Origin of the sequence: Jatrophihabitans sp. (assembly GCA_036399055.1) — a bacterium.
In the GTDB taxonomy this organism is placed as follows: domain Bacteria; phylum Actinomycetota; class Actinomycetes; order Mycobacteriales; family Jatrophihabitantaceae; genus Jatrophihabitans_A.
Genome location: DASWNX010000018.1, coordinates 107,620 through 124,032 on the forward strand (window position 1 = coordinate 107,620; position 16,413 = coordinate 124,032).

At 66.8% G+C, this 16,413-nt stretch carries 14 protein-coding genes; 9 read left to right on the top strand and 5 right to left on the bottom strand.

What is annotated here, in order from left to right; genetic code table 11:
- Positions 1–11 precede the first annotated feature (11 nt).
- From nuoL to VGB75_07255, 6 genes are all read left to right on the top strand, one after another.
- Complete coding sequence (nuoL, locus tag VGB75_07230; GenBank protein ID HEY0166820.1) at positions 12–1,916, top strand: NADH-quinone oxidoreductase subunit L; 1,905 nt, start codon at positions 12–14, stop codon at positions 1,914–1,916.
- Complete coding sequence (locus VGB75_07235) at positions 1,916–3,472, top strand: NADH-quinone oxidoreductase subunit M (GenBank protein HEY0166821.1); 1,557 nt, start codon at positions 1,916–1,918, stop codon at positions 3,470–3,472. The genes nuoL and VGB75_07235 overlap by 1 nt, the downstream gene beginning before the upstream one ends.
- Positions 3,469–5,031, top strand: coding sequence for an NADH-quinone oxidoreductase subunit NuoN (gene nuoN, locus VGB75_07240; protein HEY0166822.1), 1,563 nt, complete (start codon positions 3,469–3,471; stop codon positions 5,029–5,031). The genes VGB75_07235 and nuoN overlap by 4 nt, the downstream gene beginning before the upstream one ends.
- Complete coding sequence (locus VGB75_07245) at positions 5,028–6,041, top strand: polyprenyl synthetase family protein (GenBank protein HEY0166823.1); 1,014 nt, start codon at positions 5,028–5,030, stop codon at positions 6,039–6,041. Before nuoN ends, VGB75_07245 begins: the two co-directional genes overlap by 4 nt.
- Positions 6,042–6,122: 81 nt before the next feature.
- Positions 6,123–7,085, top strand: coding sequence for an acyl-ACP desaturase (locus VGB75_07250; GenBank protein ID HEY0166824.1), 963 nt, complete (start codon positions 6,123–6,125; stop codon positions 7,083–7,085).
- A 327-nt stretch (positions 7,086–7,412) separates the two neighbouring features.
- Positions 7,413–8,630 (top strand): hypothetical protein, encoded by a 1,218-nt coding sequence (locus VGB75_07255; GenBank protein ID HEY0166825.1) that lies wholly within the window; start codon positions 7,413–7,415, stop codon positions 8,628–8,630.
- A gap of 12 nt (positions 8,631–8,642) precedes the next feature.
- Here the strand turns inward: VGB75_07255 and rarD are convergent, their stop codons facing one another.
- The 3 genes from rarD to VGB75_07270 are packed head-to-tail and all read right to left on the bottom strand — an operon-like array spanning position 8,643 to position 12,443.
- A complete protein-coding gene (gene rarD / locus VGB75_07260; protein HEY0166826.1) occupies positions 8,643–9,560 on the bottom strand; it encodes an EamA family transporter RarD in 918 nt (305 codons plus the stop codon).
- Between the two features lie 5 nt (positions 9,561–9,565).
- Complete coding sequence (locus VGB75_07265) at positions 9,566–10,597, bottom strand: 2-oxoacid:ferredoxin oxidoreductase subunit beta (protein HEY0166827.1); 1,032 nt, start codon at positions 10,595–10,597, stop codon at positions 9,566–9,568.
- Positions 10,590–12,443 carry a 2-oxoacid:acceptor oxidoreductase subunit alpha gene (locus tag VGB75_07270; GenBank protein ID HEY0166828.1) on the bottom strand — a complete coding sequence of 618 codons (1,854 nt, stop codon included), beginning with the start codon at positions 12,441–12,443 and terminating at the stop codon, positions 10,590–10,592. Before VGB75_07270 ends, VGB75_07265 begins: the two co-directional genes overlap by 8 nt.
- A gap of 778 nt (positions 12,444–13,221) precedes the next feature.
- Between VGB75_07270 and VGB75_07275 the strand changes: the two genes are divergently transcribed.
- The 3 genes from VGB75_07275 (at position 13,222) to VGB75_07285 (ending at position 14,889) form a co-directional block, all read left to right on the top strand.
- Entirely contained in the window at positions 13,222–13,626 is a 405-nt protein-coding gene (locus VGB75_07275; GenBank protein ID HEY0166829.1) for a hypothetical protein, read from the top strand.
- 193 nt (positions 13,627–13,819) lie between these two features.
- Positions 13,820–14,401 (top strand): cysteine dioxygenase family protein, encoded by a 582-nt coding sequence (locus VGB75_07280; GenBank protein ID HEY0166830.1) that lies wholly within the window; start codon positions 13,820–13,822, stop codon positions 14,399–14,401.
- A gap of 26 nt (positions 14,402–14,427) precedes the next feature.
- Entirely contained in the window at positions 14,428–14,889 is a 462-nt protein-coding gene (locus tag VGB75_07285; protein HEY0166831.1) for a rhodanese-like domain-containing protein, read from the top strand.
- A 38-nt stretch (positions 14,890–14,927) separates the two neighbouring features.
- Here VGB75_07285 and rfbA read toward each other — a convergent pair whose 3' ends face one another.
- Both rfbA and VGB75_07295 read right to left on the bottom strand, forming a co-directional pair.
- Entirely contained in the window at positions 14,928–15,827 is a 900-nt protein-coding gene (gene rfbA, locus VGB75_07290) for a glucose-1-phosphate thymidylyltransferase RfbA (protein ID HEY0166832.1), read from the bottom strand.
- 12 nt (positions 15,828–15,839) lie between these two features.
- Positions 15,840–16,331 (bottom strand): YajQ family cyclic di-GMP-binding protein, encoded by a 492-nt coding sequence (locus tag VGB75_07295; protein ID HEY0166833.1) that lies wholly within the window; start codon positions 16,329–16,331, stop codon positions 15,840–15,842.
- Positions 16,332–16,413: the final 82 nt, after the last annotated feature.

The window sequence follows — 16,413 nt, forward strand, 5'->3', positions numbered from 1 at the left end:
GATTCGAAACAGTGAACGCCGCTCACGGTATTCAGTCCGCAGCCTGGCTGCTGGTGGCACTGCCGGCGCTGTCCAGCGCTGCCCTGCTGTTGCTGGGCAAGCGTGCCGACCGGTGGGGTCACCTGCTGGGCGCGCTCGTTCCGGTGCTGCTCTTCTGCTACGCCGTGCTGCTGTTCTTCTCGATCAAGGGTGAGGCCAGCGAGGAGCGCGAGCGCAACCTGCACCTGTTCAGCTGGGTGCCGGTGGGCGGTTTCAACGTCGACGTCGGGTTCCTGCTCGACCCGCTGTCGCTGACCTTCGTCCTGCTGATCACCGGAGTCGGCTCGCTGATCCACATCTACGCGGTCGGCTACATGAGCCATGACCCAGGTCGGCGGAGATTCTTCGGCTACTTCCACCTGTTCATCGCCGCGATGCTGCTGCTGGTCCTGGCCAACGGCTACCTGGTGCTCTACGTCGGCTGGGAAGGCGTCGGGCTGGCCTCGTACCTGCTGATCGGCTATTACTACACCCGCGAGTCAGCCGGAACCGCCGCCAAGAAGGCCTTCATCGCCAACCGGGTCGGTGACGTCGGGCTGTCCATCGCGATCATGCTGATGTTCGCCTATGTCGGGTCCACCGACTTCGAGGGCGTCTTCGCCGGGGTCGACGGCCTGTCCAACGGCGTGGTCACCGCGATCGCCCTGATGCTGCTGCTCGGCGCCTGTGGCAAGTCCGGGCAGTTCCCGCTGCAGACCTGGTTGCCCGACGCGATGGAGGGCCCCACCCCGGTCTCGGCCCTGATCCACGCGGCCACCATGGTCACCGCCGGGGTGTACCTGATCGCCCGGTCGGCGCCGATCTTCAACCTCACCGAGACCGGCCGGACGGTGGTGGTCATCGTCGGAGCGATCACGCTGCTCTACGGCTGCGTCTGCGCCTTCGGCCAGGACGACCTCAAGCGGGTGCTGGCCTACTCCACGGTCAGCCAGATCGGTTACATGTTCCTGGCCGTCGGGCTCGGCGAGGGCGTGTACGCGATCGGCATCATGCATCTGATCGGGCACGGATTCTTCAAGGCGGCGCTGTTCCTGTCGGCCGGTTCGGTGATGCACGCGATGAACGACCGGATCGACATGCGCCGGTTCGGTGGTTTGGCCAGGGTCTTGCCGGTCACCTACGGGGTGTTCGTCTGCGGCTACCTGGCCATCATCGGGTTCCCGTTCGCCACCGGGTTCTTCACCAAGGACAAGATCATCGAGGCGGCCTTCAACAAGGGCGGCGTCAGCGGCTGGGTGCTGGGCGGGGTGGCGCTGCTGGGCGCCGGCCTGACCGCCTTCTACATGACCCGGGCGCTGGTCATGACCTTCCACGGCCGTCGCCGGTGGGAGGACGACGTGCACCCGCATGAGGCTCCGATGGTCATGAAGGCGCCACTGGTGATCCTGGGCTTGCTGTCGCTGGTCGGCGGCGGGCTGCTGGTGTTCGGCGGCGGGTTCCAGCACTGGCTCGAGCCCTCGGTCGGGGAGTCGGTGGAGGAGGGCCTGCACACCATCTCGCCGGCCGTGCTGACGCTGATCACGCTGCTGGTGGTCGCCTTCGGCGTGGCCGGTGGCATCGTGGCGTTCGCGGTGCGGCCGGTGCCGGTCGTGCAGCCGGTCGGCTCGCCGGTCACGGTCGCCGCCCGGCGCAATCTCTACGCCGACGCCTTCAACGAAACGGTGCTCATGCGGCCAGGACAGTGGCTGGTACGCGGCCTGGTGTTCTTCGACAACCGGGGCATTGACGGCGCGGTGAACACCCTGGCCGCCGGCCTCGGTGGCGGCTCGGGCCGTCTTCGTCGGCTGCAGACCGGCTTCGTCCGGTCCTACGCCCTGTCCATGTTGGCCGGCACCGCGGTGGTACTCGCGGCGCTGCTCGCGGTGAGGTTCTCCTGATGCACAACGCCAGCCTGCTCGGGCTGCTCGCGATTCCGCTGCTCGGTAGCCTGCTGATCTTCGCCTTGCCGGCCGGACGTGATCTGTTGGCCAAGCAAATCGCGCTAACCGCCTCGGTGCTCACCTTCGGCTACGCCGTCGTGCTGGGCGTGGCGTTCAAGACGACCGAGAACGCCAGCCGCTTCCAGTTCAGCTGCTCCTGGGTGTGGATCGAGAACCTGGGGGTGCACTTCGCCTTCGGACTGGACGGCATCGCCCTGGTGCTGATCGCGATGGCCACCCTGCTGGTGCCCTGCGTGGTGCTCTCGTCCTGGCACAGCTTCGACAGCGTCGAGAGCGCTGAGGAACTGCGAACCTCCACCACCCGGTCGCCAAAGACCTTCTTCGGGTTGGTGATGCTGCTCGAGGTCTTCATGATCGGGGTGTTCGCGGCCACCGACGTCTTCCTGTTCTACGTGTTCTTCGAGGCCATGCTGGTGCCGATGTACTTCATCATCGGCAGCTTCGGCGGCCCCCGCCGGCAGTACGCGGCGATGAAATTCTTCCTGTACTCCCTGGTCGGCGGCCTGCTCATGCTGGCGTCGGTGATCGGCGTCTACGTCAGCTCGGGCACCTCGAGCTTCGCCTTCACCGACCTGGTAGGCAACGTGCCCACCGGCGCGACCCAGAAGTGGCTCTTCCTCGGATTCTTCATCGCCTTCGCGATCAAGGCGCCGCTGTTCCCGTTCCACACCTGGCTGCCCGACGCCGGCGCCGAGGCGCCGGCCGGCGGGGCGGCGCTGCTGGTGGGCGTGCTGGACAAGGTCGGCACCTTCGGCTTCCTGCGCTACTGCCTGCCGCTGTTCCCCGAGGCCTCGCGCGACTTCGCCAAGCCGATCCTGATCCTGTCGGTGATCGGGGTGCTGTACGCGGCCTTCCTGGCGATGGGCCAGCGCGACATGAAGCGGCTGGTCGCCTACACCTCGGTGGCCCACTTCGGTTTCATCGGCCTGGGGATCTTCGCCTTCACCACCCAGGGCGGCACCGGAGCCGTGCTCTACATGGTCAACCACGGCCTGGCGACCGGGCTGCTGTTCATCGTGGTCGGCTACGTGGTGGCCCGCGGCAAGAGCCGGCTGATCGCCGACTACGGCGGTGCCGCCAAGGTGGCTCCCCGACTGGGCGGAGTCTTCCTGATCGCGGGCCTGGCGGCGCTGGCGTTGCCCGGGATGAGCACCTTCATCAGCGAGTTCCTCACGCTGCTGGGCGCCTTCACCCGGCACAAGACGCTGGCGATCCTGGCCACCACCGGCATCATCCTGGCCGCGATCTACGTCCTGTTGCTCTACCAACGCACCATGCAGGGCCCGCTGAAAGAGAAGGTCAGCGGTTTCCGCGACCTCAACCTGCGCGAGGTCCTGGCCGTCTCGCCGCTGATCGTGCTGATCCTGGCTTTGGGGATCTATCCCAAGCCGGTCATCGACATCATCAACCCGGCTGTGGAGTTCACCATGAACGACATCGGCCAGACCGATCCACAGCCTCAGCAGGCGGCCCAGCCCGGAGGAAAAAAGTGAGCCCGCTGAACGTCGTGCTGGCAGCTGACACCAGTCCGGTGCAAGCCCCCTCGATCAGTTACTCGGCGCTGGCGCCGATCCTGATCGTGCTGGGCGCGGCCTGCCTGGGCATCGTGGTCGAGGCGCTGGCGCCGCGCCAGCGCCGGTTCCACCTCCAGCTGGGGCTGGCGCTGCTGGCGCTGCTGGCGGCCCTGGTCGCTGTGATCATGTTGCGCGGGCGGTCCACCCTGACCGCCTCGAGCGCGCTGTCCATCGACGGCGTCACCCTGTTCCTGCAGGGGGCCATCCTGGTGCTGGGCGCGTTGTCGCTGCTGATGATGGCCGAGCGCGCGGTCGAACCCGGCGGCGCCATCGTCGCCTCGGCGGCGGTGATCGTGGGCTCACCGGCGGACCGCAGGCTGGCCAGCAGCGAGCGCGTCCAGACCGAGATCTTCCCCCTGAGCATGTTCGCCATCAGCGGCATGCTGATCTTTCCGGCGGCCAACAACCTGCTGCTGATGTTCGTGGCGCTGGAGGTGCTGTCGCTGCCGCTGTACCTGATCGCCGGGCTGTCGCGCCGACGTCGGCTGCTGAGCCAGGAAGCGGCCATCAAGTACTTCTTGCTGGGCGCGTTCGCTTCGGCGTTCTTCCTCTACGGCGTGGCCCTGCTCTACGGCTACGCCGGTTCGGTCGACCTGTTCGACATCCTGCAGGCCCAGAACAGCTCCACCCAGTCCGACACCCTGCTGTACCTCGGCTTCGGGCTGCTCATCGTGGGCCTGCTGTTCAAGGCCGGAATCGCGCCGTTCCACTCCTGGACACCCGACGTCTACCAGGGCTCGCCGACGCCGGTCACCGCCTTCATGGCCTCGTGCACCAAGATCGCGGCGTTCGGCGCCATCATCCGGGTGCTCTACGTCGGCTTCTCGGTCAGCGCCTGGAACTGGCGTCCGATCATCTGGGCAGTGGCCATCGCGTCAATGGTGGTGGGCTCGATCGTGGGCCTGACCCAGACCGACCTCAAGCGGATCCTGGCCTACTCCTCCATCGCCCATGCCGGCTTCATCATGGTGGGGCTGGTGTCCCTGGACGCGGCCGGGCTGTCCAGCGTGCTGTTCTACCTGGCCGCTTACGGCTTCACCACGATCGCCGCCTTCGGCCTGCTGACGCTGGTTCGCGACGGCAACGGCGAGGCCAATCACCTGTCGCAGTGGTCGGGCCTGGCGCGCAGGTCACCGCTGTTCGCGATCACCTTCACCTTCTTGCTGCTGGCCCTGGCCGGCATCCCGCTGACCAGCGGCTTCACCGGCAAGTTCGTGGTGTTCCGGGCCGCGTACGACATCGCCGGGCCGCTGGTGGTGATCGCGTTGATCGCCTCGGCCGTCGCGGCGTTCTTCTACCTGCGCATCGTGGTGATGATGTTCTTCGCCGAGCCGGCCGAGGACGGGCCGACGGTGGCCATCCCGTCGGCGATGTCCACCATCGCGATCACCGTGGGCACCGCCGCCACCCTGGTGCTGGGCGTCTTCCCGCAGCCCCTGCTGGATCTCGCCGACAAGGCAGCGAAGTTACGCGGGTGAGTTACCAGTCCTCTCTCCTGGCTGTCGGAATCGAGTTTGACGACCCGGCCCTGGAAGCGACGATCCGAGAAGGCCTGCAGGCCGTCGAGTCGGCCCTGCAGGCAGCGGTTCGCTCTGAGGACGAATTCGTAGCCGGCGTCGCGAAGTACCTGGTCAACGCCGGCGGCAAGAGGTTCCGGCCGTTGCTGGCGTTGCTGGCCGCGCAGTTCGGGGATGCCACCGCCGACAGCGATGGGGTGGTGATGTCGGCGGTGGTCTGTGAGCTGACCCACCTGGCCACCCTGTACCACGATGACGTGATGGACGAGGCGACCGTCCGGCGCGGGGCCACTGCGGCCAACACCCGCTGGACGAACACCATCGCCATTCTCACCGGCGACTTCCTGTTCGCCCGGGCCTCGGACATCCTGGCTGATCTCGGCCCAGAGGCGGTCCGGATCCAGGCTCGATGCTTCGAGCGGCTGGTGACCGGCCAGATTCGCGAGACGGTCGGTCCCAAGCCGGGGGTAGACCCGGTGGATCACTACCTGTCGGTGCTGGCGGACAAGACCGGCTCGCTGATCGCCACCTCGGCCGAGCTCGGCGCTCGCTTCGCCGGAGTCGACGAGCAGACAGTCGACTGCCTGCGGGCCTTCGGCGAGCAGTTCGGCATGGCCTTCCAGATCTCAGACGACATCCTCGACATCGCCTCGGAGTTCGTCCAATCAGGTAAGACGCCGGGCACTGACCTGCGCGAGGGCGTTCAGACGCTGCCCGTGCTCTACGCGCTGCAGGACACCGCCGCGGCCGGCGCACGGCTGCGTGAACTCATCAGCAGGCCCATCGAGGACGACGCCGAGCACGCCGAGGCGCTGGCGCTGCTGCGGTCCTCCGAGGCGATCCAGCAGGCCAAGCACACCATGCTGGAGTACGCCGAGTCGGCTCGGGCGACCATCGCCGGGCTGCCGGAGTTGCCGGCCAAGGCGGCCCTGCACGCGCTGGCCGACCTGGTAGTGGTCCGCAGCGGCTGACTGGCCGGCCAGAGCAGTCCTGAAAAAGGCGTAACCTACGTAAGCGTAGGTATGTTTGCCACCGACGCCGGGGAGCTCCAGATGACCATGACCACGACCAAGATCCCGTCGGGCGCCGAGGGCTTTCAGGCCCGCCTGCTGCACGAGCTGGAACCAGTCGTCGAGGACAACCTCGAACGCCACCTGTCAGTGGCCCGGCCGTGGATGCCGCATGACTACGTGCCGTGGAGCCGGGGCCGTGACTTCGCCTTCCTAGGGGGCGAGGACTGGAAGCCCGAGGACTCGCCGCTGGACCCGGTCGCCCGGACCGCGATGATCGTGAACCTCCTGACCGAGGACAACCTGCCCTCCTACCACCGTGAGATCGCGACCCAGTTCGGACGCGACGGCGCCTGGGGACAGTGGGTCGGCCAGTGGACCGCTGAAGAGGGCCGCCACGGCATCGCGTTACGCGACTACCTGGTAGTCACCCGCGGGGTGGACCCGGTCAAGCTCGAGGGCCTGCGGATGGAGCACATGGTCGCCGGGTATGACTCAGGCGACAAGACAGCCCTGGAAGCCGTGGCCTACGTGTCCTTTCAGGAACTCGCGACCCGGGTCTCGCACCGCAACACGGGCAAGGCCACCGGCTGCCCGCTGGCCGAGCAGCTACTGGCTCGCATCGCGCAGGACGAGAACCTGCACATGGTCTTCTACCGGAACCTGATCGCCGCCGCCTTCGAGATAGCGCCTGATGAGACCATGGCCGCGGTCCGCGACGAGGTGATCGGCTTCAAGATGCCCGGCGCCAACATGCCGGACTTCATGCGCAACTCGGTGACCATCGCCAAGGCGGGCATCTATGACTTGCGGTTGCACCATGACGCGGTGATCACTCCCGTGCTGAAGTTCTGGAACGTCTTCGGCCGCGATGACCTGGGCCCGGCCGGCGAGCAAGCCCGCGAGGAGCTGGCGCGGTTTGTCAGCCAGCTGGACGCGCAGGCGAACCGCTTCGTCGAGCAGCGTGAGCGCGCCCGGGCCAAGGCAGCTGCCCGGACCGCCTGAGCAGAGCGCACCTGAGGAGCCCCGGAGGGCCTGCCCGTAGCCGTCCTTGCTCAGGACCTGAGTGCGGACTGCCCGACTCGACCTCCGCATGAGGCGCCTGCCCAGGCGAAGCGAACGGGGGGCTGTCACTGGCTGTCGCGTGTCTGCAGATCGGTGACTCTGTGTGATCGAAATATGGTCTGCCTAGCTTTGGGGGGTGAATTGCCCAACTTTTACTTCGCGCGTATTGCTTCTGTGTGGTTCTATTACCAGACGGTGTTCACTCCGTGTAAGCACGGCTTCACTCCGCGCAAGATAAAATGATATGGGCGTTATGACTTCTCACCGGTGGCACTCGTGACCTTCCTCGGCAGGCGAGTCAGAGGCGTGCGCGGCCTCAGGGCAGCGGCGATGCTCTGCGTCCTGGCCTTGACGAGCACGGTGTTGCTGCCGGGGCCGGCCGAGGCCGCAGGGTTGCGCCAATTCGCGCTGACAGCCGGTAACTCAGCCGCTCACTCCGCGGGGTTGGCCCCAGCCAAGCCTCGCGCGGTCACGGCAAGGGAACGAGCCGCCAAGTCCAAGCAACGGGCAGCTCGAGCGCGCGCTCAGCAGGCGGCACGCCAAGCGGTCGCGCGCAAGGCCGCACTGGCCAGGGCCGCGCACGCCAAGACCACCAGAGACCGTGCGGCCAACGTCGAGGCGTTGAGGCAAGCCAAGGCGTTGAAGCAGGCCAAGCAAGCCCAGGCGTTGAAGCAAGCCAAGGCGTTGAAGCAAGCCAAGGCCGCCAAGGCGTTGAAGCAAGCCAAGGCCGCCCAGGCGTTGAAGCAAGCCAAGGCCGCTGCCCAACGGCGGCTGGCGCCCAGCCAGCGCGACAGCGACAAGCGATCTGAAAGCGATCGGTCCTACGTTGAGCCGAGGCTTCCCGGCGCGGTCGGATTCGGTGGATTTCCCGGGGGTGGGGATGACCAGCCCGCCTCGCCGTCCACGGGCAAGCTGGCTGATCGCTTAGGGGCGGCGCAAGCCGCGGCCAAGCTACGCGAGGAGGCCGAGAGGGCCGCTGCGCAAGCGCGGGCGCGGGCCGAGGCGGAGGCGGAGAGAGCGCGGAAGGCAGTCCAACGGCTGCTGCCGAGCGGCACCGTGCCGCCTAGCATCGTGCCGCCTAGCACCGTGGCGCCGCCAAGCCGTCCCCCGCTGGCGACTGTTGTCCCGGCCCTGCCCGCAGCCAACGTCCCAGGCGGAACCTCCGGTCCCGGTCAGTCGGTCGGCGCCCAAGGCTCTGGCGCCGGCCAAGGCGGAGGCCCCAGCCAGGCAACTGGGACTACCCCGCCGCCGGCCCGACCCGCCGCGCCGAGCCCCCGGCCGGCAGCGCCCGTCCAGCAGCGAAAGCCCGCTGCCAGCACGCCGCAGCAACAGGCGGTGTTGACCCTGCCCAAGCGGATCGCCCAGGCCGGCCTCTCCGTCGGAATCTGGCCACTGGTGCTGCTGATCGTGGTGGGCCTCATCGCACTCTGCCTGGTCGTCCTAGGCACCCGCCGACGCACCTTTGACGAGCGCAGACCCCTTTAGGGCCCCACCGGATCAGGCTGCGACGGCGTGAGCAGGGGTAGCCAGGCTGGCTTTGTGGCGCCGTCGTCTCACAGCGTCCGCCGTCAGCACCACGAGCGCGAGCCACACCAGGGCGAAGCCCAGCAGCCGGACAGGTGGCATCGGCTCGTGCCGGATGCCCACCCCCACTCCGAACGACATGATCGGCGCCAGGTACTGCAGCAGGCCGAGGGTGGTCAGCGGAAGGCGCCGGGCCGCTGCCCCGAACAGCAGAAGCGGTATGGCCGTGACGACGCCGGTGCCGGCCAGCAGCAAGGCATTCGGCACCCCGTGGTGGCCGAAAGCCAGTTCGGACTGGTTGGCCAGCAGCATCAGGGCCACCAGCGCGGGAACAGCCAGCACCGCGGTCTCGACGGCCAGTGACTCCAGGGCGCTGGCGTTGACCTTCTTCTTGATGAAGCCGTAACAACCGAAGCTGATCGCCAGCGTCAGGGCGACCCATGGCAACCTGCCGTAGTCCAGGGTCAGCACCACGATGGCCAACGTCGCGATTGCCACGGCGACCCACTGGGTCCGGCTGAGGCGCTCCTTGAGCACCAGCACGCCAAGCAGGATGGTGAACAGCGGGTTGATGAAGTAACCGAGGCTGGTCTCGATCACATGACCGCTGTTGACGCTCCAGATGTAGACACCCCAGTTCACTGACACCAGGACGGCCGCCAGCGCCAGCAGCGCAAGCTTGGAGCGGTCCGCGGCCAGTCGGCGCACCGCGGTGAAGTGGCGGGTCACCGCGAGCACCGCGGCGATCAGGATCAGCGACCAGACCATCCGCTGGGCCAGGATCTCCACGGCGTTCGCTGGTTTGAGCAACGGCCAGTAGAGCGGAAAGAGCCCCCAGCACAAGTAAGCGCTTACGCCGTAGGCAAGACCCTTTCGACTACCAGTCAGCAATAGCCTCAGCCGACCGTCCAGGCGTCGTTGCCGCGCAGCAGGCTGCTCAGCGCGGCGGCGTCACCGGGCGCCTGAGCCTTGGCCACCGAAAGCTGGTCGTTGAGCAGTTGGTCATAGCTTGGACGCGTGACATCGCGGAAGACGCCCATCGGCGAGTACCGGGAATCGATCTGGGACAGCCGAGACAACGCGAAAGCGTAGGACGGGTCCTGGGCGTGGGCATCGTGCACCACGACCCGCGGGTCGCCCTGGGCGACGTCGTCCTCAACGCTGAGGGCGCCGGTGAGCGGGTCGCGCACCACGGCCTTGGAAGCGGGTGAGTCGACCGAGCCGAACCGGATCTCCTTGCCGTGCTCCAGCCCGATGATCCAGTCGCCCTTGGTGTCGGAGTCCTTGAGCAGGTCGAAGGCGCCGTCGTTGAAGATGTTGCAGTTCTGGTAGATCTCGACCAGCGAGGTGCCCTCATGCTCGGTGGCGGCCCGCAGCACCGAGGTGAGGTGCTTGCGGTCGGAGTCCAGCGTGCGGCCGACGAAGGTGGCCTCGGCGCCCAGCGCCAGCGACACCGGGTTGAACGGGTTGTCCAGCGATCCCATCGGGGTCGACTTGGTGACCTTGCCGCGTTCGCTGGTGGGGGAGTACTGGCCCTTGGTCAGGCCGTAGATGCGGTTGTTGAACAGCAGGATGGTGAGGTTGACGTTGCGGCGCAGTGAGTGGATCAGGTGGTTGCCACCGATCGACAGGGCGTCGCCGTCACCGGTCACCACGAACACCTTGAGGTCCGGACGGCTGGTCGACAGGCCGGTGGCGATCGCCGGCGCCCGGCCGTGGATGGAGTGCATGCCGTAGGTGTTCATGTAGTACGGGAAGCGGGAGGAGCACCCGATGCCGGAGATGAAGACGATGTCTTCGCGGGGGATGTTGAGCTCCGGCATGAAGCCCTGGACCGCGGCCAGCACCGCGTAGTCACCGCAGCCAGGGCACCAGCGAACTTCCTGGTCAGTCTTGAAGTCCTTGGCCTTGAGCCCGAGGTCAGTCATTGCTGGTCACAACTCCCTGCAACATGTCGGCGAGGTCGGCCGCTCTGAAGGGCATCCCCCGAACCTGGGTCACCGAGATGACGTCGGTGAGATAGCGGCCTCGGACCAACAACGCGAGCTGGCCCATGTTCATTTCCGGGATGACGACCCTGTCATAACCGGCCAGCACCTCTCCCAGGTTGGCCGGGAACGGGTTGAGGTGGCGCAGGTGAGCCTGGGCTATCGAGTGACCGGACCGGCGCACCCGCCGCACCGCAGCTCCGATCGGGCCGTAGGTCGAGCCCCAGCCCAGCACCAGCACCTTCGCGTCGCCGGTGGCGTCGTCGACTTCGAGCGCCGGGATGGTCTTGGCGATGCCGTCGACCTTGGCTTGCCTGGTGCGGACCATGAAGTCGTGGTTGTCCGGGTCGTAGGAGATGTTGCCGGTCTTGTCGGCCTTCTCGATGCCGCCGATCCGGTGCTCCAGCCCGGCGGTGCCCGGAATGGCCCACGGCCGCGCCAGGGTCTCCGGGTCGCGCAGGTAAGGCAGGAACTCCCCGTCCTCGCCGTTGGGCTTGTCGATGAAGCTGACCGTGAGGTCGGGCAACTCCGCCAGCTCGGGCAGTCGCCAGGGCTCCGAGCCGTTGGCGATGTAGCCGTCGGAGAGCAGGAACACCGGCGTGCGGTAAGCGGTGGCGATCCGGATCGCCTCGATGGCGGCGTCGAAGCAGTCCGCCGGCGAGCGGGGCGCCACGATGGGCACCGGCGCCTCGCCGTTACGGCCGTACATCGCCTGCAACAGGTCGCTCTGCTCGGTCTTGGTAGGCAGGCCGGTGGACGGGCCGCCACGCTGGACGTCGACGATCACCAGGGGGAGCTCCAGGCTGACCGCCAGGCCGATCGTCTCGGCCTTGAGCGCGATGCCGGGTCCTGAGGATGTGGTGACACCCAGCGCGCCGCCGAATGACGCGCCCAGCGCCGCGCCGATGCCGGCGATCTCGTCCTCGGCCTGGAAGGTGGTCACGCCGAAGCGCTTGTGCTTGGACAGCTCATGCAGGATGTCGGAGGCCGGCGTGATCGGGTAAGCGCCGAGGAACAGCGGCAGCTTCGTCAGCTGGGCGCCCGCGATGAGGCCGTAGGCCAGGGCCAGGTTGCCGGCGATGTTGCGGTAGCTGCCGGGGGCCAGCGGAGCCGGCTTGATCTCGTAGGAGACGCCGAAGGCCTCGGTGGTCTCGCCGTAGTTCCAGCCGGCCCTGAACGCCGCGATGTTGGCCTCGGCGATCTCAGGCTTCTTGGCGAACTTCTCCCGCAGGAACTGCAGGGTGCCCTCGATCGGCCGGGAGTACATCCAGGACAGCAGCCCCAGGGCGTACATGTTCTTGGAGCGTCCGGCGTCCTTGCGGGACAGGTCGGTGTGGGCCAGTGCGTCCAGGGTCAGCTGGGTGAGGTCCAGGGCGTGCACCGTGAACGAGTCCAGGGTGCCGTCGGTCAGGGGGTTGGAGGACCAGCCGATCCGGGCCAGCGCGCGCTCGGTGAAGTCACGGGTGTCGACGATGATCGTGGCGCCCTTGAGCAGGTCGCCGAGGTTGGCTTTCAGAGCCGCCGGGTTCATCGCCACCAGCACATCGGGCCGGTCACCCGGGGTCAGGATGTCGTGGTCGGCGAAGTGCAGCTGGAACGACGAGACCCCGGCCAGCGTCCCGGCAGGCGCCCGGATCTCGGCGGGGAAGTTGGGCTGGCTGGACAGGTCGTTACCGAAGTTGGCCGTCTCCTGGGTGAAGCGGTCGCCGGTCAGCTGCATGCCGTCCCCAGAGTCACCCGCGATCCTGATGACTACGCGATCAAGTTGCTGGACCTCTGTGGACATGCGGCTGTCCGCCTCCAATACCACTAATGAAAAATAGTCGCCGAACTGGCACGGCTCACGCCTCAGGCGCTGCCCCTCCATCGTAGAGAGTGGCGGGCGTCAATCCGAGTGGCTTCGCTCACGGCTGTCCGGGCTTGTGGAAAACTTTTGTATCTGGTGGAAGTGTCTGTCTAGCCTTGTTCGGTATGCGAGCACCGGATGAGGCGCAGGGTCCCGCGACCGGCATCGAAGTCGATTTCACAGACCTATCAGAGCTGGTGGGCACGTTGAGAGCTCTGGCTGGTGAGCTGGCGTGGAATGGTGCTTTATGTGGTCATGTGAATGATCCTGACCTTGCGGACGCAATTGGTCGAGTAGAACGCAACTGGCACAAACACCGAGTCACATTGCAGACATTCCTAGACAGCGCGACTGGCTCGGTCGCGGCCAGTCTAGCTCGATATCGTCGAATTGAGACTCGGTTAACGCGGATGGCCGCAGGGGCCCGGTAGGACTGCCCTGGACGGCATCGGCAGCCCCGCACCGGCGGCGATCCACCCGCCGCGGACATGAGGGCCAGCTGGGAAAGCCCTTACCCGGAATAGCCTTCCCGGACTGCTTCTGGTTTGAAGACCGTCCGGATGGTATTTTCTCGCAAGGACAGTGTCCGAATTGAAGCAGATTGAGCAATGACTTTCCTGAAACATGTCTAGAAGCCCGGCGTCGCGGGTACTACCAACGCGGCTACCGAAACCCGGTGCTGGTGTTCCGCGTATTTGCACGTGAGCAAGGGGGCGTTATGGACAGCGATCTCCACGCGTTGGAGTTGCCGGCCTTTGAGCTGGACTGTCGCGACTGGCTGGTAGCCACGCCGAACGACGGCTCGGTGCCCGAAGAGGTGGCCGGCGCTCCTGTGGTCGCTGTGCTCAGCACGGCTGTCATCCACTCCAATGAGCTGACTCCCGCCAGCGCCGTGCTCAGCATCGGCCTGCTGGACGAGCCGGTCGAGTCGGTCCGGCTCGACGCCGACAGCCCGGTCGCCGAGCTGATCGACGTGGACGTCGCAGCCGGGTCAGCGCGCTATGTGGTGCCGGCGCCCGACGGGCAGCTGGCGCTGCTGGCCGAGTTCACCGGCGGCGGCAACTGCGTCGAGCTGCTGCAGAGGTTCGAGCAGCTCATGGCCTCCTTCCGGTGGGCCAACTAACGCCTTACGTTGTTTGGCATACTGATCCCATGAGCCAGCGTCACCGCCCTCGAGTGGTTACGCTGCCGCGCGCGTTCTGGCAGGTGTCCTTCTGGACCACCCGGCGCGCGCACTCCTTCGACCAGAGCTGTTAGCCCAGGTTCGGACCGCTGTCGCGGTCCTGTCCTGTCCTTGCTAGCTCTGGAGCACCGTTATGAGCGCCAACAGGCGTATGACCGGCGCGCGCCGGCAATTTCTGAACCCGATTGAACTGTTGGAGTACACCAGATTCGTGGCCGGTGAGGTCTTGACGGGCTGGTACCCCGAGGTGGAGTACGACGAGGACGAACGGTGGCATCAGCGGCTCAGCCGCGACCAGCGGGTGGATCTCTGGTTGATCAGCTGGCTTCCCACCCAAGGCACCCAGTTGCATGATCACGGCGGCTCCGCCGGTGCCTTCACAGTGCTCAGCGGTGAACTCGCCGAGGTGATCCATCAACCTCGCCGGGTGCCCGGCCGTCGGCCAGTGGCACGAGGGCCACGCGATGGACCGGCGCTGGTGGAGCGGCTCCGGGTCACCGGTGCTGGCGTCGGGTTCGGCCCGCACTACGTCCATGACGTGCGTAACGTCTCCAGCGCCCCGGCGGTCAGCGTGCATGCCTATTCACCGCCGTTGACCGCTATGAATTTCTATGACCTCGATCAGGCCGGCGTGCTACAAAAACTCGCGAGTGTAAGAACCGAGGATCCGGAGATGTCAGTGAGTTTCGACGATCAGGGCAATCCGGCGGCATGACCGGGCCAGAGGCAAAATTCAGTGAGGTGGATGATTTGTTAGCAGACGCCCGGGCCCGGCTGGACCGGCTGAGCGTCTCCCAGGCAGTCGCCGCGGTCCACGCCGGGGCCCGACTGGTGGACATCCGACCTGCCTGGCAGCGTGCCCGGGACGGCGAGATCAGCGGTTGCCTGATCGTGGAGCGCAATCATCTGGAATGGCGGCTGCACCCGCGCTCGGCTGCCCGGCTGCCCTGGGCTAGGCCGGGGCAACGGTGGATCGTGGTGTGCGCCGCGGGCTACACCTCCTCGCTGGCGGCCGCGTCGCTGTGCTCGATCGGAGTCGAGGCGACCGACCTGATCGGCGGCATCAAGGCGTGGCGAGAAGCTGGCCTGCCCCTGCTGCCGGGGCCCAGCCGGGTGGAGCAGGTAGTCGCGACGCCGGGTAACGAGGCTGGCCCAGCGGCTGCCCTGTTACCGCCGGCGCCCCAGCCGGGCAGCCAGCCCTGAGCCACGGCGCTGCTCAACCAGGGCCGATCTCGGGCCAATCAGAGCGAGGCCACCTGGGCTACCCGGGCCAGCTCCCGCTGAGCCACTTCGATGACGTACTGGCCGTAGCCTGACTTGGCCAGCGCCTGGCCCAGGGCCAGCGCCTGGTCGGCGTCGATATACCCCCGGGCCAGCGCGATCTCTTCCAGGCAGGCGATCCGGACCCCTTGGCGATGCTCGAGGACTTGCACGAACTGGCCGGCTTCGAGCAGCGAGTCATGGGTGCCGGTGTCCAGCCATGCGGTGCCTCGGCCCAGGTCTACGAGCTCGGCCGTGCCCTGGGCCACGTACAGGTTGTTCAGGTCGGTGATCTCAAGCTCGCCGCGGGCGGAGGGCCGAAGCTCAGCCGCGGCGTCCAGAACGGCGTTGTCGTAGAAATACAGCCCCGTCACCGCCAGGTTCGACTTCGGCACGGCCGGCTTCTCCTCGATCGAGATCAGCCGGCCGTCGGCGTCTGCCTCGGCGACGCCGTAGCGCTGGGGATCTGAGACCTGGTAGCCGAACAGCCGGCAGCCGACCGTGAGCTGCGCGGCGTCGGTCAGGGTGCGCCCGAGCAGGTGGCCGTAGAAGATGTTGTCGCCGAGGACCAGCGCCACGCTCTGCGAGCCGACATGCTCGCGGCCGATCAGGAATGCCTGGGCCAGGCCGGCCGGCTCGGGTTGCACCGCGTAGCTCAGCTCGATGCCGAAATCCGATCCGTCCCCGAGCAGCCGGATGAACTGGTCCTGGTCGTGCGGGGTGGTTATGATCAGGATCTCGGTGATGCCGGCCAGCATCAGCACCGACAACGGGTAGTAGATCATCGGCTTGTCATAGACCGGCAGCAGTTGCTTGCTCACCGCACGGGTGATCGGATGCAGGCGCGAGCCGGAGCCGCCGGCGAGGATGATGCCCTTCATCGAGGTCGCGGGTTACCGGTAGTTGTCAAATTGCAGCGCCACGCCGAAATCGCCGGCCTTGAGCAGCGCGATGACGGCCTGGAGATCGTCGCGCTTCTTGCCCGAGACCCGTAACTGCTCTCCCTGAATCTGGGCCTGGACGCCCTTAGGGCCCTCGTCGCGGATGGCCTTGGCGATCTTCTTCGCCACGTCGGACTCAATGCCCTGCTTGAGCGAGCCGGTGATCACGTACTGCTTGCCAGAGGCCTTGGGCTCGCCGGCGTCCAGCGCCTTGAGCGAGATCGACCGCTTGATCAGCTTCTCCTTGAACACCTCCAGGGCAGCCACGGCTCGCTCCTCGGTGTCGGCCTTGACAGTGATGCCGAGCTCGCCTGACCAGTCGATCGAGGCGTTCGTGCCCCGGAAGTCGAAGCGCTGGGTGAGTTCTTTGGCGGCCTGGTTGAGGGCGTTGTCGGCTTCCTGGCGATCGATCTTGCTGACGACGTCGAAGGACGGATCGGCCATGGCGTTCGATGCTCCTAGCGAGTGGGTGTTCAACTGGCAGTGATGCTGATGTGCTACCGCGACGGTAGCGGAGCGACTCGCC

Coding starts and splice junctions, on each gene's coding strand:
- VGB75_07235 (HEY0166821.1), top strand. CDS start 1,916: ATGCACAACGCCAGCCTGCTCGGGCTGCTCGCGATTCCGCTGCTCGGT.
- VGB75_07250 (HEY0166824.1), top strand. CDS start 6,123: ATGACCATGACCACGACCAAGATCCCGTCGGGCGCCGAGGGCTTTCAG.
- VGB75_07265 (HEY0166827.1), bottom strand. CDS start 10,597: ATGACTGACCTCGGGCTCAAGGCCAAGGACTTCAAGACTGACCAGGAA.
- VGB75_07270 (HEY0166828.1), bottom strand. CDS start 12,443: ATGTCCACAGAGGTCCAGCAACTTGATCGCGTAGTCATCAGGATCGCG.
- VGB75_07275 (HEY0166829.1), top strand. CDS start 13,222: ATGGACAGCGATCTCCACGCGTTGGAGTTGCCGGCCTTTGAGCTGGAC.
- VGB75_07280 (HEY0166830.1), top strand. CDS start 13,820: ATGAGCGCCAACAGGCGTATGACCGGCGCGCGCCGGCAATTTCTGAAC.
- rfbA (HEY0166832.1), bottom strand. CDS start 15,827: ATGAAGGGCATCATCCTCGCCGGCGGCTCCGGCTCGCGCCTGCATCCG.
- VGB75_07295 (HEY0166833.1), bottom strand. CDS start 16,331: ATGGCCGATCCGTCCTTCGACGTCGTCAGCAAGATCGATCGCCAGGAA.